This is a genomic window from Pseudomonas sp. ES1 (genome assembly GCF_050586605.1).
GTDB classification, from domain to species: domain Bacteria; phylum Pseudomonadota; class Gammaproteobacteria; order Pseudomonadales; family Pseudomonadaceae; genus Aquipseudomonas; species Aquipseudomonas sichuanensis.
Genome location: NZ_JBOBDM010000001.1, coordinates 207859 through 232315, shown reverse-complemented (window position 1 = coordinate 232315; position 24457 = coordinate 207859). Strand labels below are relative to the sequence as shown.

Here is a 24457-nt window from a genome sequence, read left to right as displayed (position 1 = left end):
AGCGTCGACATCACAAATGAATGCGCATACAACCTTCAAAACAAACAAGAAACAAGAAACAAGAAACAAGAAACAATTTCACAAAAACCACCAGAATCAAGAAACGCCAGAAACTCACATTAACTTCTGGCGCTCCTCCATAAGCAGCAACCTATTCCAGCAACACCTACCTAATACAAACGACAACAACAGAAACATCTCCCAGGCAAAAACCGAACTCCCCCTCAAGGCTGCTGATACTGACTCAGGTACTTGTCGACCACCGCCGAATCCCCCGCCTCCGCTACCTGCCACAACCGCCGCTCGATCCCCTGTGCCAACAGGTGCCCCACCGCCGCCTCGATCGCCGACAGCACACACAACTGCGCCGGCTCATTGGTGGTGTACCCCACCTCCGCCTCCAGCAACTTCTTGAACTCGATGAACTTGAACACCCCGGCACTGCGCCCGACCGAATAGATAGTCTTGCTGGTCATCACGTTCGCCAGCACCTGCCCCGAACGCACATCCACCGCCCGCAGGTTCACGGTCACCTGGTCCACCCGGTACTCACGCGAGATGTCGATGCCCAGGTACCGCGCCCCCTCGCCCCCGCTGCGCACGTTGGTGTCGTAGGCGATGATGCCGCCTTCGAGCATCAGGTTGGCCGCCTGCAACGGCGGCAGCTCGGCCTGGATATTTTCCGGCACATCGGCCTTCTTCTGCGAAGCGCGGATGATCTTGCGCTCGGTCAGCAGGTTCTGCAGCCCTTCACGCTCCAGCACCACGAACCAACCACTGGCATTGAGCGCGTCCATCAGCATGCTCGCGGCACCCTGGGTGACGCTGGTGGAGAACGAACTGGCCGGGGTCGGTTTGTACTGCCCGGTCTGGTCGCGGAAGCCATACACCACTGCCATCAACCGCCCGCGTGGGCGCGGCATGTTGAGCAGGTCGTAGTAGGTCGAGGCCCGGGGGGTCAGGGTCGGGGTCTCGGAATCCTGTTCAGCCGACATCGGTTCGCGCAGGCCGCAGCCTTGCAGGCCAGACAGAGCGGAGATCAACAGCAGCGTGCTCAGCAGACGTTTCATGGTTGTGCTCTCCCCACAATAAAGACCCATCCCTCTCAGGGGTTCAGGCCGCTCACCTGGATGATCGAAACTTCGCCAGTGGCACGGTCGGTGACCCTGATGCTCAGGGCCCCGGCGTTGTCGATGACGTCGATCAGGAAGGCATTGGTGGACATGCTGCCGGTGTTGCCGTTGCTGATGTTGTCCAGCAACTGGCCAAGCAGTCGTGACTCCAGCTGGTTGGTGAAACGCTCCAGTGACGAGGTGCCGTTGAAGGCGTTGGTGCGCTCCTTCAGGTCCGGGTCGTCATAGTCGTTCTGCGCCTGGGCGTTGTTGAGCAGCCAGGTGCCGTTCAACGGGTTGCCACCGAAGGCCGGGTTGACCGGGGTGTACACCAGTTCCGTGGCCAGCGCCTGGCAACCGATGCCGGCGGCCAGCAGGCAGGCAGCGACGCGTTGCGATGTGTACTTGCTCATAGCTCGTCCCTCTCCAGATCGGTGGTGTCCTGCAGCAGCCGTTGCAATTTGCGCTGGACAATCTGCTGCCTGACCAGGTCGGCGGCCTCTTTGGCCTCTTCGGTGAGTTGCGTGGTGTTGGGTGGCAGGAAGCGCCGGTACACCACTTCGCGTTCGAACTCCACGGTCACCAGGCTGCCCCAGCGGGCATCCGGGCGTTCGCGCACCACCAGGTTGAAGTCCAGGCGGCTGGTGGCGCGCAGGCGGTCGGCGAAGTAGTAGTAAAAGTCGTGGCCGATGTGCGAGATGGTGTTGTCGACGATGAAGCCCTTCATCTCGTCTTCTTCGTTGGCCCAGGCCGGCGCCTGCAGCAGCGCCAGGCACAGGCCGACCATCAGCAGCGCGCGGTTCATGGCGCGTCTCCCTGGCCGGCATGCTGACGGGCGCCAGCGGCGCTTTCGGCAAAGGCCTGCTCGGCGACGAACTGCCAGTCGCTGTAGTGCTCCAGCCCCTCGAAGGCACTCCACAGCGCATCGAAACCGCTGCGTTTGAGGGGCATGGCCTGGGAGCGGCTGTACACCCCGGTGATGCGCCCATCGACAGAGCGCATCAGGCCCCAGTCCTCGCCCCCACCGACCGGGTCGGGGTAAAGCCTGCGGATATGCCGCTGCGCTGACGGGAAGCGATTGTCTTCGAGCAAGTCGGCCAGTTCCTGCGGGTACTGGGCCAGCCCCGGCGAGGCACGGTAGTAGCTGCGCAGCGCCTGGGCGTACTGCCCGCCCACCCACAGCAACTGGCGCTCGCGCTCGCGTTGGGCACTGGTGGCCCACAGGGTGCCGGTGGCGGCCAGGGCGATGCTGCTGACGGCAATCAGCAACAGCACGCCCAGGTAGGTGAAGCCGGCTTCACCATTCGGCATAGAGGCTGCCATCGCGCGCCCTCCCTGTGGCCCCGCTCTTGATATCCGCCACCCCGCCGGCCACCCCTTCGGGCGGCGGCACCAGCTGCCAGCTGTCGCGGCGTTCGCTGATCGGGTCCAGCGGGGTGTTGCGCAGGTAACGCTGCTCCACCAGTTGGTCGAGCGAGTCGGGGTAGTGCCCGGTGTCGCCGTAGTAGTGGTCCAGGGCCTCGCGCAGTACCGCCAGGCTCTGGCGCAGGGTGGCCTCGCGCGAGGCGTCGAGGCTGTTGAAGTAGCGCGGCATGGCGATGGTCATCAGGGTGGCGATGATCGCCATCACCACCAGCAGTTCGATCAAGGTGAAGCCTTTGCTGGGTTTCATCGGCGTCACCATTGCCCGTACGGGATGTTGTTGAGGCCTTTGCCGCGGGCCTTGGAGTACACATCGAAGACGTCCTGGCCTTCCCGGGGGTTGTCCGCGCTGCTGTCGTAGGCGCGCAGGCCCCAGGCACCGCCGTCGTCGGCCTTGGCCGCCAGCAGCGGGTCGTGCGGGATGCGCCGCAGGAAGTAGAACTTGGCGCCCTTGGCACTGCGCACATCGCGCACGCCTTCCACCAGCACCTGCAGGTTCGGCGGGTAGCCGCTGCCGTCCAGGCGCTTCTCGATGTAGCCGGCGTCGAAGGCGCGCTTGTAGGCGTCGATGGCGTCGCGGATCTGGTACAGCGCCTCGCGCAGTTGCTGCTCCTTGCCACGGCGCACCATGGTTTCGGCCAATGGCGCGGCCATGCTGGCGAGCAGCCCGAGCAGCGCCAGGGTCAGCACCACCTCGATCAGGCTGAAGCCCTGCTGGCGGCGTTTCATGGCCGTGGCACCACGTGGGTCGGGACCACGGCCATCTGGCCCTGGGCGGCGGGTTCGGCGTCCGTATCGGTCGGCAGCGCCTCGCTCGGTACCGGCAGCGCCATCTGGCGCACCTGCAGGCTGGACTCGGTGCCGGTGCCGAACTCCATGTCCGACGGGCTCTGATACGGCAGGTTGCGCACGATGCGTGGGGTGATCGCCAGCACCAGCTCGGACTTGCTCATGTCGTCCTTGTTGCTGCCGAACAGCCGGCCCAGGCCGGGGATGTCGCCAAGGCCGGGGATCTTGTTGCCGCTGGCGTTGTGGTCGTTGCGCACAAGGCCCGCCAGCACCTGGGTTTCGCCGTCGTGCAGGCGCAGGCTGGTCTGGGCGTTGCGGGTGTCGACCTGAACCGGGATGGTGCCCTGGCGGGTAGCCTCCAGCGGGGTCGCGTTGCTCACCTCCAGCGCCACCTTGATCGCCACCTCGTTGTTCAGGTGCACGGTGGGCTGCACTTCAAGCTTAAGGCCGACATCGAGGTAGGTGACGCTCTCGGTGATCACCGGCCCCTGGGTGGACGGTACCGAGGTGGCGCTGATGATCGGCACCCGCTGGCCGATGTGGATACGCGCCTGCTCGCGGTTGCTGACGCGGATCACCGGGCTGGCCAGGGTGTTGATGTCCTTGTCCTGGGCGTTGATCTTGGCCTGCGGCGCCGGCGAGATGCTGATGCGGCTGGAGTCGATGCCCTTGAGCTGGTCGAGCACGCTGACCGGCTTGCCGTCGTTGCTCAGCACGCCGAAGGTATTGGGCCATTGCAGGCCAAGGTCGAGGATGCGCGAGGTGGCCACTTCCATCACCTCCACTTCCAGCACCACCTCGGGGTTGGACTGATCCTGCGACTGCAGCAGTTTTTCGGCCATGCGGATGGCATCCGAGGTGTCGCGCATGGTCAGGGTGTTGAGGCGCTCATCGACGAACACGTCGCGGGTCTTGAGCATGGTCTTGACCATGTTCAGCGCGGTGTTGGCGTCGATGCTGGTGAGGTAGAAGGTGCGCATCACCAGTTCCTGGTAGTCCTTGGTCTTCTGCGGCGAGTCGGGGTACAGCAGCAAGGTGTTGTCGTTGACGATCTTCTGGCGCAGCTGGTTCTGCTCCAGCAGCAGGGCCACGGCATCCTCGATGCGCACGTCGCGCACGAAGATGGTGGCCTTCATGCCCGGGGGCAGGTCCTTGTCGAAGATGAAGTTGATCCCGGCCACCTGGGCCAGCACCTCGAAGATGGTCTTCAGGTTGGCGTCGCGAAATTCCAGGGTGACCGGGCGATCCAGCTTGCTGCGCAGCTGCGGGTATGGCGTGGCGGTGCGCGCCTGGACGTTCTCGATGTCGCTGCGCAGGGTCATGCCCTTCTGGTTCTGGGGGTCCAGGCGCAGCACTTCGCGCATGTAGCGCTCGGCGCCGAACAGGTCGCCCTGGCGCAGCGCGGCCTGGCCCAGGGCCACGCGCTCGTCGAGGGTGCGGATCAGTTCCAGCTGGCGGATGCCTTCCTGGGCGCGGCGGTTGTTCGGCTCGATGGTCAGCACCCGGCCATAGCCCATGCGGGCGCTGGCGAAGTCATGGCGGATGCGGTCGCTGTCGGCCTGGGTCAGCAGCGCCTCGACCGCCGCCTGGCGGCCATGGGCCAGGGCGATGTTCAGCTCGGTGTCGCGCGGGTCATCGCGCAGGGCCTCTTCCAGGCGGGCGATGCCGGCCTCGTACTGCCCCTCTTTCATCAGCTCGGCGCTGTCCTTGCGTACACCGCTTGAGCCACATCCAGCGATGGCCACGCACAGGGCCAGCAGCATGAACGGAGCAGGCTTGCACAACTTCGAAGGCTTCATGGTGCGCTCCCGACAGACAGGGTCTGTGGCTGGTGCAGTGGCAGGTAGACCAGGCTCAGCTCGGTGGCCGAGACCCGGTCGAGGCGGTAGGTGTCTTCGATCACGTCGCCCTGGCGCACGACGTAGAGCTTCTCGCCGTTCTGCAGGAACACCTGCAGGTCGTCGCGGTCACCTAGCCGGCCGACGAACTGGAACGGCAGCTCCGGGGCGCTGGGGGCCACCACCACGGGGGTGGCGACCACGGGTTGTTCGGTGACGGTGGCCAGGGTTTGCGGGGCGGTCCATTGCTGGGCCGGGAACAGATCTCTGGAAGCCTGTGCCGACGCCATCGCTGGCAAGCCAGCTCCCACAGGCTCTGTAGGCGCCGCGCCCTCTGTGGGAGCCGGCTTGCCGGCGATCGGCGCCACCTCGGCCTCCTGGCCGAACCAATGCCCCGGCGCCCACGCCAGCGCGGCGCTAAGCCCCAGAAACCCAGCCCACATCACCGCACGCTGAATGTTCATCACGACCTCGACAGGTAAAGGGTCATGCGGACCCGGCCGTTGAGCTCACGGTCGCCGATACGCTTGCGTTGCAGCTCCAGGTCTTCCAGCACCACGGTCGGCAGCTGGGCCAGCAGCGCTTTGAGGAAGCCACGGATCTGCGGGTAGCTGCCGCGCACCGGCAGGACGATCTGGTAGCGCGCCAGTTGGGTTTTCGGGTCCACACCCAGGGCGTACTCACCGCGTGCCAGGCTGATGCGTTCGGCGCTGGCCAGGTGGTACAGGCGCTCGATCAGCTCACTGGCCTGGGGTTGGCCGGGCAGTTGCTGACGCAGGTCGTCGAGCACCTGTTGTTCGGGCTTGGCCTGCACTTTCAGCTCGCCGCGCTCCAGGCGCTTGACCTGAACGCTGGCGTCGGCCTCGCTGGCGCGCAGTTCGCGCACCATTTGCCACTGCGGCAGCACAACCGCCAGGGCCACGGCCAATGCCAGTACTGCCACCAGCACCGCCGCCATGCCAACCCGGCCCAGGCGCAGCACCGCTTCGTGAAGGATCAGGCTAGGGACGCGCATGGCCGGTCTCCCAAGTGGCAGTGAGGTTGAACCGCACCGGGTGCTCGGCCTGCCCCGCCACCACTTCGTGGTTGAGCAACGACACGTCGCTCAGCTCGGCGCTGCGCTCCAGGCGCTGGTGGTACTGCAGCATGGCTTCGAGGTTGCGGGCCTCGGCACTGATGCGCACCTGGCCCTTGCGGGCGTCGGGGGTGAGGCTGAGCAGCGCCACGTCTTCCTGGGGCATGGCCTCGAGCATGGCGAACAGCTGCTGCCAGGGCCGTTGCAGTTGCTGCGAAACGCTGCGCATCTGCGCCAGGCGCTCGGCCTGCTCGCGGATCACCGCGCTGCTCTGCGCTCCGGCAGTGGCCGGGCGGCGGCCGAGCTTGAGCTCCAGCTGGTGCACGCGGGCCTCCAGATCGGCCTGTTCGCCCACCAGTTGCTGCTGGGCCAGTACCAGTACCGCCAGCACGGCGCCGGCCAGGGCCAGCAGCGACCAGGCCAGCGGGCCACTGTGGCGGGGTTGGAATTCCAGTTCTAGGCGGCGCATGTCAGGCCACCGCCCGCCACATGGCGCACAGCGGGTCGGCCTCGCCGGCCACCGTGCACAGCTGCACCGCGGCGAGGGTCGAGGCCACCTGGCGCCCCGGCGCATGCAGGTACACCTGGGGAGGTTGCGCGCCATACAGCTCGCAGGTGCGCTCGATCAGCGCCTGCAAGGCCTGGTCGGTGTCGGCGCAGCCTTGCGCCAGCACCTGCTGCCAGGCACCGTCGGCGGCCAGCAGCAGCACGCTGCGGCGCGGTTCGGCGAGGACGAACAGGAAGTCGCCCTGGGCCAGCTGCGCCGAGCAGCGGTTGTAGGCAGCCATCAGGTACGGCTGCACCGAGCGCAGGCTCAGGCGGTAGTCCCGGCCGAGGTCCTGCAGGCCTTGCAGCAGCGCCTCGGGCAGTGCCGTGGCAATGCGCGCGGCCCCGGCAGGCTCCGGCGACAGCACGATGCGCCAGTCATCCAGCACCTGGCCGTAGAGGTTCTCGAAGCACGCCCGGGCGTAGGCGTCCAGCTCGCGCGGGCTGCCGATGGCTGCGCTCCAGGGCACCAGGCAGAAGCGGCTGAAACGGGCCGACAGCAACACCCGCAGCGGCGCACTGCGCACCTGGTGTTCGCCCAGCAGCTCGCCGAGGGCGTGCAGCGCGGCGGCCCAGGCCGGCTGCGCGGCGTCGCAGCTGAAGGCGCGGCTGCCCAGCCAAGGCTGTTGATTACCGTGCCAGCAACCCAGGCCGACACCTTCTGCGCCGAGCACGGCGCAATACCGATCAGCTGACGAATGTGACACGGTTGATCTCCTCGAGGGTGGTGCGGCCAGTGCGGACCAGGTCCAGGGCCGAAGCGCGCAGCAGGCGCAGGCCGCGCTGACAGGCCAGTTGCTTGATCTGCGAGAGCGGGCGGCGCTCGACGATCAGCTGGCGCAGGTCGTCGTCCAGGTGCAGCAGTTCAGCGATGGCGCTGCGCCCGCGAAAGCCACTGCCGCGGCACTGACCGCAGCCCTGGGCGCGAACGAACTGCCAGCCGGCCACGCCTTCACGGCTCAGCCCGGAGGCGGCGAGCAATTCGTCGTCGGCCTCGCAGGGCACCGCGCAGTGGGTGCAGGCCAGGCGCACCAGGCGCTGGGCCAGCACGGCGTTGAGCGCCGAGACGAAGCTGTAGGGGTCGACCTGCATCTGGCTGAAGCGGCCGATCACGTCGAACACGTTGTTGGCGTGGATGGTGGTGAACACCAGGTGGCCGGTGAGCGCCGACTGCACGGCGATCTGCGCGGTGTCCGGGTCGCGGATCTCGCCCACCAGGATCTTGTCCGGGTCGTGGCGCAGGATCGAGCGCAGGCCGCGGGCGAAGGTCAGGCCTTTCTTCTCGTTGACCGGGATCTGCAGCACCCCTGGCAGCTGGTACTCGACCGGGTCCTCGATGGTGATGATCTTGTCCACGCCATGGTTGATCTCGCTGAGCATGGCGTACAGCGTGGTGGTCTTGCCGCTGCCGGTGGGGCCGGTGACCAGGATCATCCCGTAGGGTTCGGCGGCCAGCCGGCGCAGGGCGCGCAGGGTGTGTTCCTCGAAGCCCAGGGCCTGCAACTGCACGCCGCTGACCTTGTCGGACAGGTCCTGCTTGTCGAGCACCCGCAGCACCGCGTCCTCACCGAAGATGCTCGGCATGATCGACACCCGGAAGTCAATCTGCCGCTCGCCGATGGCCACCTTGAAGCGGCCGTCCTGGGGCACGCGCTTCTCGCCGATGTCCAGCTCGGCCATCACCTTGATGCGCGAGATCACCTGCTCGGCAAAGGCATTGCCACTGGCCTTGCCGGCGCCGTTGAGCACGCCGTCGATGCGGTATTTGATGGTCAGGCCCTGGCCGGTCATGCCCAGGTGAATGTCGCTGGCATGCTGCTTGAGGGCATCGTAGAGGGTCGAGTTGACCAGCTTGACCACCCGGCTTTGGTCCTCGCTGATGCTGGTCAGCGACAGCCGTTGCAGGGTGTCGGCCTCGCCGCCGACCTCGACCTCATGGTCGAGCGAGTCGACGGCGTGGAAGCTCTCTTCGTGGCGGGCGAGGAATGCGGCCAGGTCGGCGGCGTGCGCCAGGTACAGCGGCGCGCCCTGCAGGCAGTCATCGATCCAGGCCAGGCGAGCACTGTCGAAGGGGTCGGCGAAGACACCGATCAGCTCACCCTGGTGTTCGACCAGGGCGAATTCGCGTTTCAGGCACTGGGCCAGGCTGACCCGCTGGAAGGCCGGGGTGCAGGCGAACAGCGCCTGGGTGCCCAGCAGCGGGTAATGCAGGGTGGTGGCCAGGCGTTGGGTGAAGGTGGCGGGGGTATCGCCGGCCAGGCGTTCCAGGCAGGCCAGCAGGCGCTCTTCGCCGGACTGGGTGCGGGCCTGGGCCAACAGGTCGCGGGGGTATGGGGTGGTGTGCGTTGCCTGTTCCGGCCTCATCGCTGGCAAGCCAGCTCCCACAGAGGCCATGTCCGCCATGCTCCCTGTGGGAGCCGGCTTGCCGGCGATGGGGCCGGTACTGCACACATCGAATGCCTGGGACATGGCCTGCAACTCCGCTCAGGGGCGGCGCCGCAGGCAGGTGGGCCTTGGGCGCCGCTATTCCCCGGTCAGCAGTTGCTCGTCGTCAGATTCAGGGGGCCTGGCGCCATTACGTCGGCGGTCGGCCAGCACCCAGCTGCCATCGTACAACTGCAGGGGGAACGCATCGTTCCTGTTCTGGCGTCGTTCGACGAACCCCTCGGCGGGAGAATCCGTGGCCCTGCGCTGGCGCTCGATGCCCATCAGGTCGAAGATCGCGCGGGCCAGTTCCATCAGCGGGAACGGCTTGAACAGCACATGGCTCACTCCCAGTTCGGCGGCCCGCTCACGCACCTCGACGGTGGGGTGGGCGGTGATCAACACGAAGTGGCATTGCCTGTGGCTGCGCACGGTCTGCAGAACCTGAAACCCCTCCATGTCGGGCAAGCGGTAATCCAGCACAATCACATCCGGCGCCAGCTTCTCGGCCTGTTCGATACCACTGGTACCGTCGTGGGCGAGATGGACCTCCAGGCCTTGCGCCTGCAAATACGCCTGCAGGTTCTGCGCAAGGGTCTGTTCGTCATCGACTACCAATACTCTGTTCACCAAGGTCCACTCCCATGAACTGCCCGGTTTCCCGGTCTGCGAAGTGCGGCCTTGTAGAGGCTTGAGCAGGCTTCGTGCCAGGCATGAAGGGCTGTTGCGCGAATCTAATAAAGCATTGATTTTGTTGAATATCTTTTACGTGGTTGGGGCGTGCGTGCAGGCGCTTCCCCACAACCGGGGACGCTGATGGCACTTTGCCTTGCGGGGTTCCCCCACTAGTGGGGAATTGCCCGTCACGGCCTCAGTCGGGGCGCTCCACTGTAGCGGATTCGCGCAAACGTTGGCGCACCGATTGCCGCGCCTGGGCCTGCAATTGCGCGACGAGCGCGTCCCTGGCCAGGCGTTGGCCTTGTTCGGGTAAGACAGACGTATTATCACTTTGGTTCTGCATTCCTTGCAGCTTGTGCCGATTGGCCTGGTGGAAGGCCGCGACTTCGGCAGCTGTGGGTTCCTCGACCGCGGTCAGCTGGGCGAACGCCAGCTGGGCGGCCAGTTCATGTCGAGTGTAGTCAGCGAAGCCTGGGCGATCGAAGCCGGCCTCCTGCAGGCGCCGCTCGAACAGCGCCGGGCTGCCGAATGCCGCCTGCAGCCCGGCAATGTGCGCGTCGACCTGCTGGTCGTCGATGACGATACCCAGGCGCCCCGCTTCCTGCCACAGCAGTTCTTTGTCGATCAACTCGTCCAGCGCCTGCTCGCGCAGGCGCTGGTACAGGTTGGGGTTGCGGATGCTGGTCACCGCCCGGCCCTGGGCGACCAGGTACTCGCTGAAATAACGCTCCAGGCGCAACACTCCGATCTCCACGCCATTGACCCGCGCCGCCGGCGCATCGGCCTGGCTGGTCGAGGCCAGCAGCAACAGCAGCCACATCATCAGCACGCGCATGGCAACCTCCGTTCAAGGGGTGTCGGGTACGGCGCGGTACGCCGCCACTTCTTTGAAGCCTGGGCCCGGCAGGCTTACCGCCACCACATGGGCACCGGCCAGGCCCTGGCGCCGCCCCGGGCCGAAACCCAATGCCGGGGTCAGGCCGGTGTTCACGCCATGCAGTTGCTCCAGGGCGTTGACCAGTTGCTCGCGGCTGGCATCACGGCCCACCTGCCTGAGCGCTTCGACCAGCAGCCGCCAGGCGCACAGCGTGTTGACCTGCAACGCGGCTTGGCGCGCATCCAGGCCCTGGCGTTGCTGCACAGCAGCCAAGGCGGCGCGGCCCTCGGCGGTCCAGTCGCCGGGGACGAAGGGATAGGCCAGCAACAGCCGTTGCGACCATTGCGCCGGCAGGCCCGGCAAGCTGCCGGCGACCTGGGCCGAGGCGGCCAGCAGATAGGGCTGGCGGCCTTGGGCCTGCAGCGCGGCGGCCAATTCACTGAAGCCCTGGGCGCGGCCAAGGTAGAGGATGCCCTCGCCCGTCACCGCCTGGCCATCGAAGGCCTGTACCGGCGGTGGCTGCATGCCCAGCTGGCTCAGGCGTTGATGCAGGGCCGCGGCGGCAGCGGCCTGATCGTCGCCGGCATACACCACCTGCAGCGCATCGGGCGCCAGGCCCAGGGCCTCGCGGGCATGCAGCGCCACGCTGAGCAACTGCTCGGGCAGGCCGGGCAACGGGTCGAATACCTGCGCGCTGCCGCCATCGCGTGGGGTGGCGCCGATCAGCGGCACGCCGGCCTGCGCCAGCGCGCGGCTGTCGAGCCAGGGCGCCAGCGGTGCGATCAGGGCGAACACCCGCTCTTGTACCAGCAGTGTGTCCAGCGCCCTGGCAGTGCCCGCTGCGTCAAAGCCGGGGTCGGCCGTTATCAATTGCAGGCGCCGGCCATGCAGGCCGCCCTGCTGGTTGAGCTGCGCGATGCCATCTTCCAGCACCGCCTGCACCACCCGCCCGGCCTCGGCCAAGGGCCCGCTCTGGGGCAGCAGGGTGCCCAGGCGCAGCACGCCCTCCTCCACGCCCGGGTCGCGTTCATCGGCCAGGCGCTTGAGGTACGCGGTGAGGTTGCGCTGGTCGGCCAGGCTCAGCTCGAAGCGCGGCATGGCCGGGTCCAGGCGATTGCCGGCCGGGTCGATGCCGGTGCGGATCACCCGCGCCAGGCTGGCGTCGCTGTAGGCCGGGTAACGCCGGCTGTTGGTTTCGCGCTCGCCCTGCGCCAGGGCCAGGCGCTGCCAGTCCAGGCTGGGCGGGCGCACGCCACCCTCGGCGCGGCCACGGCCATCGTTGCCGTGGCAACTGGCGCAGGGCAGCACGCTGGCCGGCACGTTGATGTCGCTGGCCCCGACCCGGGCCTGCAGTTGGGCGTCGCTGCTGGAGACGCCTTCGCGGTACAGGCGTTTGCCGGCTTGTTCGTGTGCGCTGAGGTCCAGGGCCAGGGCTGGGGAGCACAGGGCCATCCACAGTGCCAGCCCCATGATTCGCGCAGAGACTTGCTTCACCTGTTCCGGCCCTATCGCTGGCAAGCCAGCTCCCACAGGGGGGGCCTGATACCTGTGGGAGCTGGCTTGCCAGCGATAGGGCCAGCAAAGCCAGCGCAAGTAGAGCGCCCCTGCGCCGGACATGACGTTCACCGCCCCGCCAGCGGTTGGGCCAGCAGCTGCATGCGCTGGGCAATGGCGGCGGGCGGTGCGTCGGGGCGGATCTTGCTCCAGCGCTTGCCGGCCACGTCACCGGCAATCAACTGCGTGGAGTGCTGCTCGGGGCTGGGCAAAAACTGCCCCAGGCGCCCCAGCACCAGGTCGACGTTGGCCTTGTCACCGGTGAGAAACAGCCAGTTCGGCCCGTCCACTCCCTGCTTCTCGGCAAACGCCTTGAGCACTTGCGGGGTGTCGTTGAGCGGGTCGCTGCTGACCGAAACGAAGGTCACCTGCCCCGCCAACTCGGGCCCCATGGCCTCGCGCACTTCCCGTAGCTTGCGGGTGATCAGCGGGCAGGCGTCGTTGCAGTGGGTGAAGATCACGTTGAGCATCACCACCTTGTCCTTCAACACATCGCTGTAGAAGCGCAGCTCGCGGCCGTTCTGATCCTTGAGCACGGTGTCGGTGAACCAGGTCTGCGCATCACGGGTGCCGCCACCGCTCACCATGGCCTGCGGTGCCGGCTGCGGCGCCGGCGCTGGCGCATGGCCCTCGTGGGCGAGCGCCACCGAAGCGAGGATCCACAGGCAGGCCCCCAGCACCACCCAGTCGAAGCCGCGCATGCTGGCGCGGCGTGTGCTCAGGCTGCTCATGGCTGCACCTCTTTGCCGGCGATCGCCGTGCTCTTGGCATGTACCCGCCGCGCGCTCAGGCGATTGACCTCGGTGATCAGCACGTTGGGGTCGGTGAAGCCGTAGAAGCGCGTCCAATGCCCGCTGCGCCCGTCACCCACCAGGATCAGTGGCGGGTGCTCGCTGAGGTTGGCGCTGAAACTACCCAGCCCCTTGAGCGTCTCGGTGATGGCGTAGGGTGACCCGGTCAGCCAGCTCCAGCCCGGGCCGCGCTGGAACGCCTTGGCATAGTCGGCCAGGCGTTTGGCGTCGTCGCGCTGGGGGTCGACGCTGATCGACACCAGGCGGATTTCCTCTCCCACCCGCCCACCCAACTGCTGCTGGACCTTGCCCATGATCGACGAGACCACCGGGCACACCGTGGTGCAGCTGGTGTAGATGAAGCCCATCACCACCAGGTGATCGCCCACCAGATCCTTTTCCAGGCGCACCGGCATGCCGTTCTGGTCCAGCAGCGCGACATCGGCAAAGCGCACGCTGGCTTTTTCCTGGTGGGCGGCGGGCGGTGCCTGGGGCGCGTCGCTGTGATCATGGCCGGCGTGGGCCAGGGCCAGGTTGCTGGCCAGCAGCAGGCTCAGGGCAAACAGTTTTCCGGCATCGACAGGGTTCATCGCAGACTCCTGGGTTCCCCTTGGGAAGCGGTAGGCGCCGTGGCGGCCGGCAGCACGCGCAGGCTGGTGTAGTTGTCTTCGGCAAACTTGCGCCCCAGGCTGGGCGACTGCACATGCAGGTACCAGGCGCCGGCTTCGGCCAGCTCCAGCGAGGCCTGGTAGACGCCCTCGCCCACCTCGGTCAGCGGCAGGCTGCGCGGCAGCGACGACGGCGCAAGGAAGTAGCGCAAGCTCAGGTCGCGCAGGCCCGGGCGTGGCTTGCCGTCCTCGCCGAGGATGCGCACCTGGGCCACGAACGGGCTGTGCTGCAGCAAGGGCTGTTCGGTGCCGAGGAACTCGGCATGCACCACCTTGCGCAAGCCGGCGTCCGGCAAGGCCGCCACGTCGGTGCTGAAGCAGTGGATGATCTGCGGCTGGTTGAGCAGGAAGGCCACATCGAAGGTGCCGGCCGCCGGCAGCTTGACCGTGGAGCCGTACACCCCCGGCGCCACCTCGCGCAGGCTGCGGTCGATGACGATAGCCGCGCGGGCCTGGTGGCCGCGGTTGTTGTAGCCCGACATCGGCGCGTTCATGCCTTCGGCATAGAAGTAGGTGGTGTTGTCCACCGGGTTGACCACGAACACCGAATTGTCGTCGCGCGACACGCTCACCCCCTGGGCCAGCGGCAGGTCGCCAGCCTGGCGCGGCGCCGCGGGGCCGGCCTCGAAACCCTGGACGATCGGCGTGCGGCCCTGGCCGAGGCTGGCCAGGTTGATCATGCTGACTTTCGGCGAGGCCAGGCCGCGCACGTAGGCATAGCCCTTGGTGAAAGTCAGCTGGTAGGGCTCGGCGGCCACCGGGATGCGGTGGATCAGTTGGTCGTTGCTGGCGTCGATCACCAGCGCCTGGTTCTCCAGGGTGTTGAGCACCACGCCAAAACGTCCGTCGCTGCTGAACCGCATCGGCCCCAGCCCCGGTTCGGCCTGGACCGTGTGGCGCACATGGTGGCTGCGGGCGTCGATCACCCGCACCGTGCCCTCCTGGCCATCGACCACGTACACCGCCTGGGACAGCGCCGAGTAGGCCACCGACAGCGGGTGCGAGCCCACCTTGAGGGTTTGCACCAGGCGCATGGCCGCGGTGTCGATCACGCTCAGGGTGCCGCCGTCGCGGTTGCTGACGAAGGCAAAGCGCGAGTCGGCGCTGAAGGCGATCTCGTGGTGGCCGGAGCCGGTGATGAAGGTCTTGAGCATGGTGCGGCTGGGCACGTCGATCACTGTCACCCCGCCCTTGCCCGGGTCGCTGCTGTTGTTGCCCACCCACAGCAGGCGCTGGTCTGGCTGCAGGGCCACGCGCAGGGGCTGTTCGCCGGCATCGAGGGTGGCCACGCGGCGGAAGGTTTCGGTGTCGATCAAGGCCACCTGGTTGCGCTCGGGCATGGACACGAACACCTGGCGGTCGTCGCGGGTGGCGACCCAGTCCATGGGCCGGCCCGGCAAATCGATGCGCGCCAGGGTGCTGGTCACCCCGCCCACCGACACCGTCGGGTCGATCACCGTGAGGCTGGCGTCCTTGTTCAGCACCAGCAGGAAGTAGCTGTTGAGGTCCAGCAATGGCCGGGCGCCGATGCTGCTCTTGAGGAACAGCGCCACCCGCGCCTTGCAGCTGCTGTCACGGTCGCCCACCGGCGCCGACTGCGCCGGGTCCAACCAGGCCCCCGGGGCCATCCCCGACAGCGGTTGGCCGCTGGCCTGGTCGCTGACCTTGAAGCGGATACTGGCGAAGTCGCCTTCGCGCAACTGGGCGCCGGCCAATGGCCGCGCCTCGAACTCCACTGTCACCCCGTCGCGGCTGAGGCGGTGCAGGGCTTGCGGGTCGGCGGGCTCCTGCAGCAGCTCGCGCGGGTCGCACCAGAGTTTTTCGTAGGCGACGCCCAGGCCGATCAGCGCCCAGCCCAGCACAAGCCCCATGTAGGCGGGGCGCAGTTTGCGGTTCATGGGCAGGTACCCTTGTCGACCAAGAGGCAGGCGTGCACGCACGGGGCTATGACAGAAAGCGGGATAACCATGCTGCACCTCCAGGGAAGACAAGGGTCTGCGGAGGCTGTAGCAAGCGCTATGCCAGGAATAATATTGTTATTTATCAGTTAGTTGGAATAACAACCCGAGAGGGTTGGGGAGGTTCCCCCAAGACGATTCCCCGAAGCCGGGGCCGGCGGTGTGACGCCCAAGGGCCTGTCTTGAAATCGCATGAGGGCTAACAGATGCAGGGCGACAGATCTGCAGCGCTCTCAAGATCGAGCGCCGCCCGCGCGGCGCATCGCTGGCAAGCCAGCTCCCACATCTGTTTCGGGCCAGTTACTCCTGAAAGTTCATCACTGTCCGCCTTGTTGGTACGACGCGCTTTCAGCGTGGGAGTTGCCGCCGCCCCACATGACTCGAGGCATGCGCCAAGGCAGGCGCCGGTACTTTCACAGGAATAACTGGCCCGAAACAAACTGTGGGAGCTGGCTTGCCAGCGATGCGCCGCGCGGGCGGCGCTCGATCTCATAGGCGCTGCAAAAACTTCGGCAGCCACCTGGTGGCCCTCACCCAATCTCCCGCCATGCCCCCTGCCCCCCCAAAAAAACAAAAGACCGCCGCGATCCCCCGCGGCGGCCCTCCAACACCTCTCCCCCTACTGCGCCGGTGCCGTCGCCGGCGGTGGCTCATCGGTCACCCGCAAGATCCCCCACAACCCCGACATGTTCCCGTACGCCGCATAGTCGCGGAACAGGTAATCCCCCGGCACCGCATTCCCGCCCCCGGCGCTGGACAGCATGAAGCTGAAGTGCGCCGCCGGCAGCACGCTCTCCTGCGCGCCGATATACATCGCCATGGGGTTGTAGCCGAAGCGCACCGAACCAATGCCCGGCAAGCCCATGGGGTAGCCGTCGATATCGCTCTTCTCGGCCTGGTAGTTGTGCAGCGGCCACAGGTGCCCATCAAGCTGGTAGGTAATACCGCGGCTGCCACCGCTGGGCATCAGCACATGCTTGCGCAGCGGCTGCCCAGGCTTGGCGTACAGCACCGGGGTCTGCGGATCGCCGCCAACCAGGGCATTGCTGTAGGCCATGTGCGCGTTGGGCACGTCGGCGAAGCCCAGGCCGTCGGCATGACCGAACGGCGCGTCCGGCGCCAGGCCGAAGCGCAACCACAGCGGCTCGGTCTTGTAGTTCATGGCCATGTTGCCGTTGTCCTTCGGATCCCCCGGCACGCCGTTGCCTTCGGTGGCGATGCCCTCCACCGGGCGGCCGTCGGCCCAGCGCATGTTCAGCGAACGCTGCCACACCGTGACGAAGTCGCGGTAGTCGGGCTGGCCGCTGACCTTGACCGTGGCCTGGGCGCGGCTGGCCGCGTCCTCGGTCCAGGTGGCGGTCTGCGGCAGGATGCTCATGGCTCCGACCAGGCCCTTCTGCGGCTGCTTGATGAAGTCCGCCGGGGCCAGGTTGAGGCCGCCGAACTCGATGGCGGTGGTGTTGATGTTGTCCACCGTGCGCCCCAGCTGCAGGGTGGGTTTGCCTTCGCGCTCCAGGTGCCCGGCGTAGTACTGGTACACCCGGCTCGGGTAGGCACCACTGTTGCCGGCCCGGGGCGGTACGGTCTGCACCGGGTTGGCGCCGACGTTGGCGCCGTCGGACTTGGTGATGTCGTAGGCCAGCAGTTGGGCGTGCAGGCCCACGTGGCTGGAGGGGCGCATCAGGTTGTTGTTGAAGGCGGTGGAGCCTTCACCGTCGAAGCGGTCGCGCTTGACCACGTTCTGCATCACGGCGGTGCTCGGCAGATCAGGCATCACCAGCGGCAGGCGGTTCTCCAGGGTGATGCTGATGCAGTCGCCGGCGTTGGCCCGCAGCACCAGCGGCTCCACCGGCACCCCGGCCTTGAGCTTGCCGGTGCCCGGGTCGAGGTCGGCCTTGCGCACGTACAGCACCGCGGTCGGGTCGTGCAGCGGCGCGCTGTGGCCGCCGATGGTGAAGGGCTCGCCATCCTCAGGGTCGACCCCGCTGACCAGCGGGATGCTGGTACGGCGGCTGTTGAACACCAGGGTGCCGCCGTTGGCCTTGAGCGCGCCGCCGACATGCTGGCCGATGCCGGCCGGGTCGTTGATGCTCACGCCGTGGCGGTTCTCGAGGATGTCGTTGGCCAGGGCCGCGGCGATCTCGTAGCTGCGCTTGACCGTCGGCCGGGTACCCACGCCATTGGCGTTGGCCGTGGTTTTCGGGCAGACGCCGTCGAAGTTGACGGTGTTGCGCATGGCCACCGGCTGCGGGTTGTTGGGCAGCGCGAACAGGTCGGCGCGCTGGGCCGTGTAGTTGCGCATCACGCCCCAGATACCGTTCCAGTAGCCTTCCAGAGCAGCGTCCATCGAGTACAGGTAGTCACCGTTGGTGGCGGCGGAGCTGGAGATCATCGACACCGGCGCCATGAAGCCCATCTGCTCGGAGATGCCGATCATCTGCGACGACTTCCACCCGGAGTTGGAACTGTTGCCGAAGCCTGAGCCGTTCTGCAGCCACTTCACGCCGTGCAGGGTGACGTTGTGCTCCTCTTCATGGCCGCCGGCATGCAGGCGCAGGCGCACGTTGTCGCCGCTGTAGGTGCGCAGCATCGGCGTGAACGGGTCGCCCGGCTCGCTGCCGGCCTTGTTGATGTGCGGCGGGAACTGCGTGGTGCCGCCGGTGGGGCCAACCGCCTGGGTGATCGCCGAGGGCGCCAGGTTCATCGCCGGGATGGCGCGGTCGGTGCGCGACTGCAGGGCGTAGGCCAGGTCGCCGCCGAGGCCGTCGGCCTGCATGCCGCGCTTGCCGTCCGGGCCGACCTTGTTCGGGTCGAACACGCGCAGGGCCAGGGGCTCGTTGCGGTAGTTGACGACGAACATGCCGGGGTCATCCACCGAGATCGCCTGCGGGCACGGCCGGCTTGGGCAACCGGGGTTCAGCCCGCCACGGGACTCGACCACCGACTCCAGCAGGTTGGAGGCGGCCTGGCGCACCGGTGGGTTGATGGCGTAGCGGAAGCTGTCGGCGGTGGCCGGGTAGCTCTGCCCGTCGGGGATGCCGTTGGGGCCGGCGCCCACGTACACACCGGCTTCATAGGCGTGCTGGAAGTCGCTGTATTCGAGGAAGAACTCGCGGTAGCTGTCGTTCTTGCCGTCGCCGTCGTGGTCGCCGGTCTGGATCACCGCCTGCCACGAGGTCGGCCCGCCGTCCTGGCGAGTCGCCGGGTTGTACAGCTGCTCGCCGGTTTCGGCGTGGTACCAGGTAGACCCGGCAGGCTCCGCCAGCACGGTGGCGTACAGCCCAAGCTGCTGGTGGGTCGATGGGCCAAGGTGGTCGTGGGTGAAGATGGTGCCCAGGCCACGGTCGACGTTATGCACGTTGACCAGAGGGTCGGCGAACCAGCGTTGCATGGCGGTGCGCGCACCCAGCCAGTCGGCCCGGCCGAAGCGGCCGAAGAACGGGTGCTGCTTGGCTTTCGGGCAGGCGGCGGTGCCTTCGCGGGCATCGCCCTCGGTGCAGTTGTTGAAGCTGCGGATAGCCTGCACGCGCTCGACCACGCTGCCGGGCGAGAGGATGCCGTCCTCGTAGTTCCAGCCGTTGGCCGAGCCGTCGGCGGCGGTCAGGTCCCACTTGGGCAGGTGGATGTGCTGGCCGATCACGTCGGTGGGGGTGCGCACCTGGTAGTCGTCCATTTCATAGAACGACGGGATCAGGTTGGTGTGCACGTACTGGGTGCAGTCGAAGGTGTTCATGCGCATCACCAGCGGCTCCGGCGGGCGCTGCTTGGTGATCACAGGCCAAGCGTCCTCCCACAGGGCGAGGATGCGCGCCTGCGGGAAGTGGTAGCCGACCTTGTTGTACACCGCGTCGAACTGGATGTTGGCGGCCTTGTAGATGCGTGGCCGGTCGGCGGTAAAGGCGGACGAGCCGCGGAAGCTCATGCCGGTCAGGGTCTCGCCACTGTTGAACTCGCCCACCCCGGACGACTGGGTCAGGCGCTTGCCACGGTCATCCATGCAGGGCTCGTAGAACGGCGCGCCGGCGGTGGGCAAGGCGCCGTTGGTGCGAAACGCCTTGGCCACCGGCGCGCCGCCGGGGACCAGGGCGAAGCTTGGGTGTTCGGCCTTGGCGTGGAACTGCATGGCCGCCTGTTCCACCTCGGTGCCCTCTTCGGGCAGGTAGATCGGCTTGGCCTTGTGCAGCACCTTGGAGAAGTCCAGCCGGGTGGTGGTGGTGACCGCCTCGCCACCGGCAGACACGCCGTCCAGGGCGTGGCGACCGAGGCCACCGTCCCAGCCATCGACCTGGTTGGCGTCGAGGTTGGCCCACAGTGCCTTGCCGCTGTCCTTGAGCTGGCGCGCCAGGGTCGGGTCGAGCATGTCCAGCGGCGGGGTTGGCGGGCGCTGGCCGACGCTGCTTTCCATGCCGCCGATCCAGAACGGATAGCCGGGGTTTTTCAGGCTGCCGTCGGCGTTGCGGTTGCTTTCGCTGCGATCGACCAGGGCCAGGGAGCCCACGGCGCGGGGGGTAGCAGGCTGATTCGAATGATCGTCGTCGCCCTCCTCCTGGTCATCGTCGTCATGCTGGGCTACCTGCGTCTCGCCGAGCTTGGGCACCACGGTGACCTTGCCCGGCATCGGCGCCATGGCCTTGCCCGGCAGCGGCACGATGGCCGGGATCGGCGTGCCGGCGATGATCTCACCGTCGGGCAAGGCCCGCGCGCCATTGGCCGGCTTGCCGCTGCGCAGGGCGAACGGTGTGCTGTGGAAGCCGTTCTCGCCCTCGCCGCTGACCTCGAGCCGGGTACCGGGCTCGAACACATCGTGCACCCGCCACATGGCCCACATGCCCTGGGCGAAGTGCGGGTAGAAGTGGCAGTGGTAGATGGCATCGCCCGCGACCCGGTTGCGGTTGCCCGAACCGCCGTTGGCGATTTCGTAGGTGTAGCCCACGCCCGGGCCGATGCCCTGGGCGTCGATGTAGTCGGAGTTGTCGTCGTTGGGGTTGAACAGCCACTGGTGCCCGTGGAGGTGGAAGATGTGCTGCTCGTGGCCGTTGTGGGTGTTGCGGAACTTGGTGAAGTCACCGATGTAGCTGTGGTGCACGTTGGCCGGCTCAGCCGGGTACAAGGCCATGGTGGCCTTGACCCCGGTGACGCTGGCCGGCGGTACTTCGCCCGGGCGGATGCGTTCCAGGCCGACGTTGGCCGGGATGTCCACCAGGGTGCCGATATCGCCGACCGTATGGGCACTGAGGAAGAACTCCTCGTAGGCGCACGACAGGCAGTCATGCATCGGCCCTACGCCGAGCCGGTTGGCCACCACCTCGGCGCCCATGCCGCCGGAGCCGTAGTTGATCATGAACGAGTCGCGGGTCGGCTCCAGCACATGGCCCATCACCGGGTCCGCCCAGTAGCCGGGGAAGGCCTGGGTGCCGGCCACTTCGTCGGCGAACTGCGCGGCGAAGTCGCGGAACGCTTCCAGGCGGTTGGGCAGCGCCGGGTTGCGCTTGCCGACGCTTTCCAGCGGGTAGGTGTTCTTGGGGAAGCTGCCGTCGGGGTTGGGGCCCATGACGATGGCGTCGGTCTCGCTGTTGAGGATCTCGTTGCCGTCGACCATGGCGATGATCGGCTTGCCGGCCTTGCCTTCGGCGATCCAGGGTTCCTGCTGGGGATAGCGTGCTTCGTAGTTAATCACCGGCTGGCCAGTGGCGGTGCGGCCGGTGGTAGCCAGGCGCATTTCTTCTTCGGTGAGGGTGTTGCGGTAGGTGCGCCCACCTTTGGGCACTACCGCCACTTGGCCAAACAAACCGTTGGCGACGTTGCCGGCACCGCCCTGGCCGCCGAAGGTGGCGCCCTGGCTAGTGACGGCGAAGGCGCCTTCGCGCTCGGCGTACAGGGTGTAGCTGCGGGTGCCCCCCGGGGCGACCAGGAAGTTGCCATTGCGCCCGGTGTTGGCGGCGATGTCGGCGATGCTGGTGACCGCCTGCATGCCGTTGACCTGGAAGCCGACGTGGCGGTCGCTGACCTGCTCGTCGGCGATGAAGTGCTCCCCGCCTTCAGCTTCCGGCAACTCGACCTCTTCACCCTCCTCGCCTTCGGGCTCCTCGGGTTCGATGCCGTGCTTGTTGGGGTTGGCCTGGTAGGCCAGCAGGTTGGTCAGGTTGACCGTCAGGCAGTCACCGGCAGCCACCCGTAGCACGATCGGCCGCGGGCGTTTGTCCGGGCGCAGGGTGACCTTGCCGGGGACGGCCGCGCCGCCTTTGCTCAGCGGCACCAGGTGCTCGTCCACCACATCCTGGCGCAGGGCGAACAGCATGCCGTTGGCATTCTGCGCGCCGAGGCGGTTGTACATCAGCGGCTGGTCGAGGGCCACCACATTGGCAGTCAGGGTGCGCTGGCATTGCACGGCCGCTTCGCCGCTTTCCTGCCAGCCCAGCAGGGCCAGTATCAAGGTGGTCAGGGCGGGGCCTTTGCGAGGGGTCGTCATGGGTCACCTCCGTGGGGCGCAAGGACTCTGCGGGGAGGTGAGCAAGGCTCATGCCACTAAAATTCTCTTTTTATTTCAATAACTTGAGATTTGCAGTGGTTAGCAATCGGGGAAGATCCCCCAATTGAGGCCCTTAATCGGGGGCATCAGCGCTGCATGCAACGCTGGTAGCGCTCGTCCACCCGGCCAGCGAACCAGGCCGTGGTCAGCTTGCGGGTGATCTTCGGGCTTTTCAGCTCGATCCCCGGCAGCACCGCGCGCGGCAACGGCTTGCCTGCCTTGGCTTCGGCCAGCCGGAACACGCCTTGGTACAGCTCGGTTTCTTCAAGCTCCAGGCTACCCTCCTGCTCCAGCTGCGCGCGGATCTGCGGGTTGCGCAGCCCGAGTTTCGGCCCCAGCTTGCGCGCCGCCTGCTCGGTCTTGCCGGGCAGGATCGCACCGGGAGCGATCAGGTCGCCGTCCAGTGCCAGGGTGGTCACGCTGGCGCGGCCCAACGCCGCCTGGAACGCCGCGTTGCGGCTGGCGTACCAGCCGGCGTTGAAGTCGGCGAAGCGGTACAGCGGGCGCTCGTAGTGGGTGGGGTAACCCAGCAGGTGGGCGATGCCGAAGTACATGCCGCCGCGCCTGCTGAACACTTCCTGGCGAATCGTGCCTTGATAGGCGTAGGGGTAGCCTTTGGCATGCTGCTCGGCAAAGTCGATGCTGACCTGCATCGGCCCACCGGTGTGCACCGGGTTGAGGCCGTCGAGCAGGGTCCGCCCGAGGGGCAGCCGGCCGATCACTTCGTCATACAGGGCGCTGAGCTGTTTTTCGCTGCGCACGGCGAGCAGCCGCTGCTGGTAGGTCTTGCCGTTGCTGGAGGTAGTCTGCAGCGCACCGTCGACCAGCAGCTTGGGGATATGCAGGCGCACGGCGCGGCGGTCGATTTCCTCACGGGCGATACGGCCCAGGTTGGGCACCTGCGGGTCGGCGTTGAAAGTGGACTCCTGCTCGGTCACCGCCAGCACGGCGCACAGGTTGGTCTTGCTCGGCGCGATAGCCTGGGCCTGGAACGCCACCTGGATGTCCTCGGCCCAGCCCTGACGGTCCTTGAGCTGCGCCGGCAGCAGGCGCAGCAGCTGGGCACGGACCTTGGCCGGGTCGCTTTCAGCGGCCTGCTCCGGGCGCCCGGCGCAGCCTTGGAGCAGTACCAGGCAAGCTGCGCTCATCAGTAGCAACCGTTTTGTCATCGGTCATGTTCTCCCGTTCTGTGGCTGGCAAGCATAGGCTTATTGCAAACCCCAAAAGAAGGGAGCTAGAGAAATACTGAGCTCAGGTGTTGCACTCAGCTTTCGCCCTTGGCCTCACGACCCGCACCATCAAAAGAAAATCAACACCTAGCCTGCCTCAGCGCTGCATCTGCATGAACTTGTTGCCTTGGGGGCGCACGACTTCTCGTTGCAGATGGTCATTATTTAGTTCTCAAGAAATCTCCCCCAAAAAATCTCAATCGCTTCTGCCGCGCCTTCATCTTCGTACTCATCCCACAAAAACTGCAAGACGCTTGCTATCGCTTTTTGCTTCTCAACACTCAAAAGGCTTAGTCTATATGTAGCATCCTTGCTGATGTACAAGCTTAATCTATAAGCCAGGGACTGCGTCAAAACATCACCTTCCTCGTATCGCTCGGTCGCCATTAGTAAATACGCCGGAAGATAGTAATCAATACCAACAGGCGTCATAAAAGTAAGGCACGCCGACGAGTCCCCTACGTAGTCATCATAAAACCCCTCCAGGGTAAGATCCCACCATTTCTTACCTGAAAAAAAGTCCCTAATCTGCAGAGGTTCCGGAAGGAGGGATACGACTATCTGACTGGGGTCCGGCCCGCCCTCTTTCTTAAAGGCTTTTTCAACTTCGGCCCGAATATTATCCTGCTTAGATATCAACGAATCTTTTTCTCGCACAATGCTACTCCATTCCATGCCGCAATCGCTTCATTTCGATGAGTTTCGTCCCCGCCAGCGAAGTATCGATCATTGAAGGCTTCGCGAGTCAGCGCACATTACAAGTTAATATCACGATACAGCGGCCTGTTGTTTGTATAAGTGAACCGGACCATTGCGCACGGCTTGAGCCATCGACAAAAAGCTGCCTAGCAGATTTAAGTAGTGCATTGTACTGCCAGTATCATCATCGCGTGGCGGGGAGCTCTCCCAGGCAAACGCGTTGCCATTCCGGCCAATCAGCGTGACACCACTATAAATTTAAGCTTAC

At 66.4% G+C, this 24457-nt stretch carries 21 protein-coding genes; all 21 read right to left on the bottom strand.

Annotated features, from left to right (window positions below; translation table 11 throughout):
- Positions 1-224 precede the first annotated feature (224 nt).
- Positions 225-1070 (bottom strand): CsgG/HfaB family protein, encoded by an 846-nt coding sequence (locus ACQ4N9_RS01200; RefSeq protein WP_390970594.1) that lies wholly within the window; start codon positions 1068-1070, stop codon positions 225-227.
- Between the two features lie 35 nt (positions 1071-1105).
- On the bottom strand, positions 1106-1525 hold the full coding sequence (locus ACQ4N9_RS01195; RefSeq protein WP_125464444.1) for a curli assembly protein CsgF: 420 nt from the start codon (positions 1523-1525) through the stop codon (positions 1106-1108).
- Positions 1522-1917, bottom strand: coding sequence for a curli production assembly/transport protein CsgE (csgE, locus tag ACQ4N9_RS01190; protein ID WP_125464445.1), 396 nt, complete (start codon positions 1915-1917; stop codon positions 1522-1524). The genes ACQ4N9_RS01195 and csgE overlap by 4 nt, the downstream gene beginning before the upstream one ends.
- Positions 1914-2435 (bottom strand): type II secretion system protein, encoded by a 522-nt coding sequence (locus ACQ4N9_RS01185; protein WP_322360536.1) that lies wholly within the window; start codon positions 2433-2435, stop codon positions 1914-1916. Before ACQ4N9_RS01185 ends, csgE begins: the two co-directional genes overlap by 4 nt.
- Positions 2410-2784 (bottom strand): type II secretion system protein, encoded by a 375-nt coding sequence (locus tag ACQ4N9_RS01180; RefSeq protein WP_110996319.1) that lies wholly within the window; start codon positions 2782-2784, stop codon positions 2410-2412. The genes ACQ4N9_RS01185 and ACQ4N9_RS01180 overlap by 26 nt, the downstream gene beginning before the upstream one ends.
- Before the next feature lie 5 nt (positions 2785-2789).
- Positions 2790-3263 (bottom strand): type II secretion system protein, encoded by a 474-nt coding sequence (locus tag ACQ4N9_RS01175; RefSeq protein ID WP_125464447.1) that lies wholly within the window; start codon positions 3261-3263, stop codon positions 2790-2792.
- On the bottom strand, positions 3260-5122 hold the full coding sequence (locus tag ACQ4N9_RS01170) for a secretin N-terminal domain-containing protein (protein ID WP_390970598.1): 1863 nt from the start codon (positions 5120-5122) through the stop codon (positions 3260-3262). Before ACQ4N9_RS01170 ends, ACQ4N9_RS01175 begins: the two co-directional genes overlap by 4 nt.
- Positions 5119-5625 carry a hypothetical protein gene (locus ACQ4N9_RS01165; RefSeq protein ID WP_390970600.1) on the bottom strand — a complete coding sequence of 169 codons (507 nt, stop codon included), beginning with the start codon at positions 5623-5625 and terminating at the stop codon, positions 5119-5121. The genes ACQ4N9_RS01170 and ACQ4N9_RS01165 overlap by 4 nt, the downstream gene beginning before the upstream one ends.
- Positions 5625-6176, bottom strand: coding sequence for a type 4a pilus biogenesis protein PilO (pilO, locus tag ACQ4N9_RS01160; RefSeq protein WP_125464450.1), 552 nt, complete (start codon positions 6174-6176; stop codon positions 5625-5627). The genes ACQ4N9_RS01165 and pilO overlap by 1 nt, the downstream gene beginning before the upstream one ends.
- A complete protein-coding gene (locus ACQ4N9_RS01155) occupies positions 6163-6705 on the bottom strand; it encodes a PilN domain-containing protein (RefSeq protein WP_430931992.1) in 543 nt (180 codons plus the stop codon). The genes pilO and ACQ4N9_RS01155 overlap by 14 nt, the downstream gene beginning before the upstream one ends.
- 1 nt (position 6706) lies before the next feature.
- Positions 6707-7489 carry a hypothetical protein gene (locus ACQ4N9_RS01150; RefSeq protein ID WP_125858993.1) on the bottom strand — a complete coding sequence of 261 codons (783 nt, stop codon included), beginning with the start codon at positions 7487-7489 and terminating at the stop codon, positions 6707-6709.
- Entirely contained in the window at positions 7470-9146 is a 1677-nt protein-coding gene (locus tag ACQ4N9_RS01145; RefSeq protein ID WP_390970604.1) for a GspE/PulE family protein, read from the bottom strand. Before ACQ4N9_RS01145 ends, ACQ4N9_RS01150 begins: the two co-directional genes overlap by 20 nt.
- A 159-nt stretch (positions 9147-9305) precedes the next feature.
- Entirely contained in the window at positions 9306-9839 is a 534-nt protein-coding gene (locus tag ACQ4N9_RS01140; protein WP_390970606.1) for a response regulator, read from the bottom strand.
- Between the two features lie 238 nt (positions 9840-10077).
- The gene (locus ACQ4N9_RS01135) at positions 10078-10719 is read right to left on the bottom strand and encodes a SurA N-terminal domain-containing protein (protein ID WP_390970608.1); all 642 of its coding nucleotides are present in this window, start codon (positions 10717-10719) and stop codon (positions 10078-10080) included.
- Between the two features lie 12 nt (positions 10720-10731).
- Positions 10732-12231 carry an ABC transporter substrate-binding protein gene (locus tag ACQ4N9_RS01130; protein WP_390970711.1) on the bottom strand — a complete coding sequence of 500 codons (1500 nt, stop codon included), beginning with the start codon at positions 12229-12231 and terminating at the stop codon, positions 10732-10734.
- A gap of 152 nt (positions 12232-12383) precedes the next feature.
- A complete protein-coding gene (locus ACQ4N9_RS01125; RefSeq protein ID WP_390970610.1) occupies positions 12384-13046 on the bottom strand; it encodes an SCO family protein in 663 nt (220 codons plus the stop codon).
- A complete protein-coding gene (locus ACQ4N9_RS01120; protein ID WP_390970612.1) occupies positions 13043-13696 on the bottom strand; it encodes an SCO family protein in 654 nt (217 codons plus the stop codon). The genes ACQ4N9_RS01125 and ACQ4N9_RS01120 overlap by 4 nt, the downstream gene beginning before the upstream one ends.
- Positions 13693-15672 (bottom strand): cytochrome D1 domain-containing protein, encoded by a 1980-nt coding sequence (locus ACQ4N9_RS01115; RefSeq protein ID WP_390970614.1) that lies wholly within the window; start codon positions 15670-15672, stop codon positions 13693-13695. Before ACQ4N9_RS01115 ends, ACQ4N9_RS01120 begins: the two co-directional genes overlap by 4 nt.
- Before the next feature lie 679 nt (positions 15673-16351).
- Positions 16352-22201, bottom strand: a complete 5850-nt coding sequence (gene mnxG / locus ACQ4N9_RS01110; RefSeq protein ID WP_430931987.1) for a manganese-oxidizing multicopper oxidase MnxG — start codon at positions 22199-22201, stop codon at positions 16352-16354.
- Between the two features lie 146 nt (positions 22202-22347).
- Positions 22348-23430, bottom strand: a complete 1083-nt coding sequence (locus ACQ4N9_RS01105; RefSeq protein ID WP_390970618.1) for a DUF1615 domain-containing protein — start codon at positions 23428-23430, stop codon at positions 22348-22350.
- Between the two features lie 225 nt (positions 23431-23655).
- Positions 23656-24165 (bottom strand): DUF6714 family protein, encoded by a 510-nt coding sequence (locus ACQ4N9_RS01100; RefSeq protein ID WP_390970620.1) that lies wholly within the window; start codon positions 24163-24165, stop codon positions 23656-23658.
- Between the last annotated feature and the right edge of the window lie 292 nt (positions 24166-24457).

What these genes read in the sequence shown, in the direction of transcription:
- ACQ4N9_RS01200 (WP_390970594.1), bottom strand. Translation starts at nt 1,070, where the DNA reads ATGAAACGTCTGCTGAGCACGCTGCTGTTGATCTCCGCTCTGTCTGGC.
- ACQ4N9_RS01195 (WP_125464444.1), bottom strand. Translation starts at nt 1,525, where the DNA reads ATGAGCAAGTACACATCGCAACGCGTCGCTGCCTGCCTGCTGGCCGCC.
- csgE (WP_125464445.1), bottom strand. Translation starts at nt 1,917, where the DNA reads ATGAACCGCGCGCTGCTGATGGTCGGCCTGTGCCTGGCGCTGCTGCAG.
- ACQ4N9_RS01185 (WP_322360536.1), bottom strand. Translation starts at nt 2,435, where the DNA reads ATGGCAGCCTCTATGCCGAATGGTGAAGCCGGCTTCACCTACCTGGGC.
- ACQ4N9_RS01180 (WP_110996319.1), bottom strand. Translation starts at nt 2,784, where the DNA reads ATGAAACCCAGCAAAGGCTTCACCTTGATCGAACTGCTGGTGGTGATG.
- ACQ4N9_RS01175 (WP_125464447.1), bottom strand. Translation starts at nt 3,263, where the DNA reads ATGAAACGCCGCCAGCAGGGCTTCAGCCTGATCGAGGTGGTGCTGACC.
- ACQ4N9_RS01170 (WP_390970598.1), bottom strand. Translation starts at nt 5,122, where the DNA reads ATGAAGCCTTCGAAGTTGTGCAAGCCTGCTCCGTTCATGCTGCTGGCC.
- ACQ4N9_RS01165 (WP_390970600.1), bottom strand. Translation starts at nt 5,625, where the DNA reads ATGAACATTCAGCGTGCGGTGATGTGGGCTGGGTTTCTGGGGCTTAGC.
- pilO (WP_125464450.1), bottom strand. Translation starts at nt 6,176, where the DNA reads ATGCGCGTCCCTAGCCTGATCCTTCACGAAGCGGTGCTGCGCCTGGGC.
- ACQ4N9_RS01155 (WP_430931992.1), bottom strand. Translation starts at nt 6,705, where the DNA reads ATGCGCCGCCTAGAACTGGAATTCCAACCCCGCCACAGTGGCCCGCTG.
- ACQ4N9_RS01145 (WP_390970604.1), bottom strand. Translation starts at nt 9,146, where the DNA reads ATGAGGCCGGAACAGGCAACGCACACCACCCCATACCCCCGCGACCTG.
- ACQ4N9_RS01135 (WP_390970608.1), bottom strand. Translation starts at nt 10,719, where the DNA reads ATGCGCGTGCTGATGATGTGGCTGCTGTTGCTGCTGGCCTCGACCAGC.
- ACQ4N9_RS01130 (WP_390970711.1), bottom strand. Translation starts at nt 12,231, where the DNA reads ATGGGGCTGGCACTGTGGATGGCCCTGTGCTCCCCAGCCCTGGCCCTG.
- ACQ4N9_RS01125 (WP_390970610.1), bottom strand. Translation starts at nt 13,046, where the DNA reads ATGAGCAGCCTGAGCACACGCCGCGCCAGCATGCGCGGCTTCGACTGG.
- ACQ4N9_RS01120 (WP_390970612.1), bottom strand. Translation starts at nt 13,696, where the DNA reads ATGAACCCTGTCGATGCCGGAAAACTGTTTGCCCTGAGCCTGCTGCTG.
- ACQ4N9_RS01115 (WP_390970614.1), bottom strand. Translation starts at nt 15,672, where the DNA reads ATGAACCGCAAACTGCGCCCCGCCTACATGGGGCTTGTGCTGGGCTGG.
- mnxG (WP_430931987.1), bottom strand. Translation starts at nt 22,201, where the DNA reads ATGACGACCCCTCGCAAAGGCCCCGCCCTGACCACCTTGATACTGGCC.
- ACQ4N9_RS01105 (WP_390970618.1), bottom strand. Translation starts at nt 23,430, where the DNA reads ATGACAAAACGGTTGCTACTGATGAGCGCAGCTTGCCTGGTACTGCTC.
- ACQ4N9_RS01100 (WP_390970620.1), bottom strand. Translation starts at nt 24,165, where the DNA reads ATGGAATGGAGTAGCATTGTGCGAGAAAAAGATTCGTTGATATCTAAG.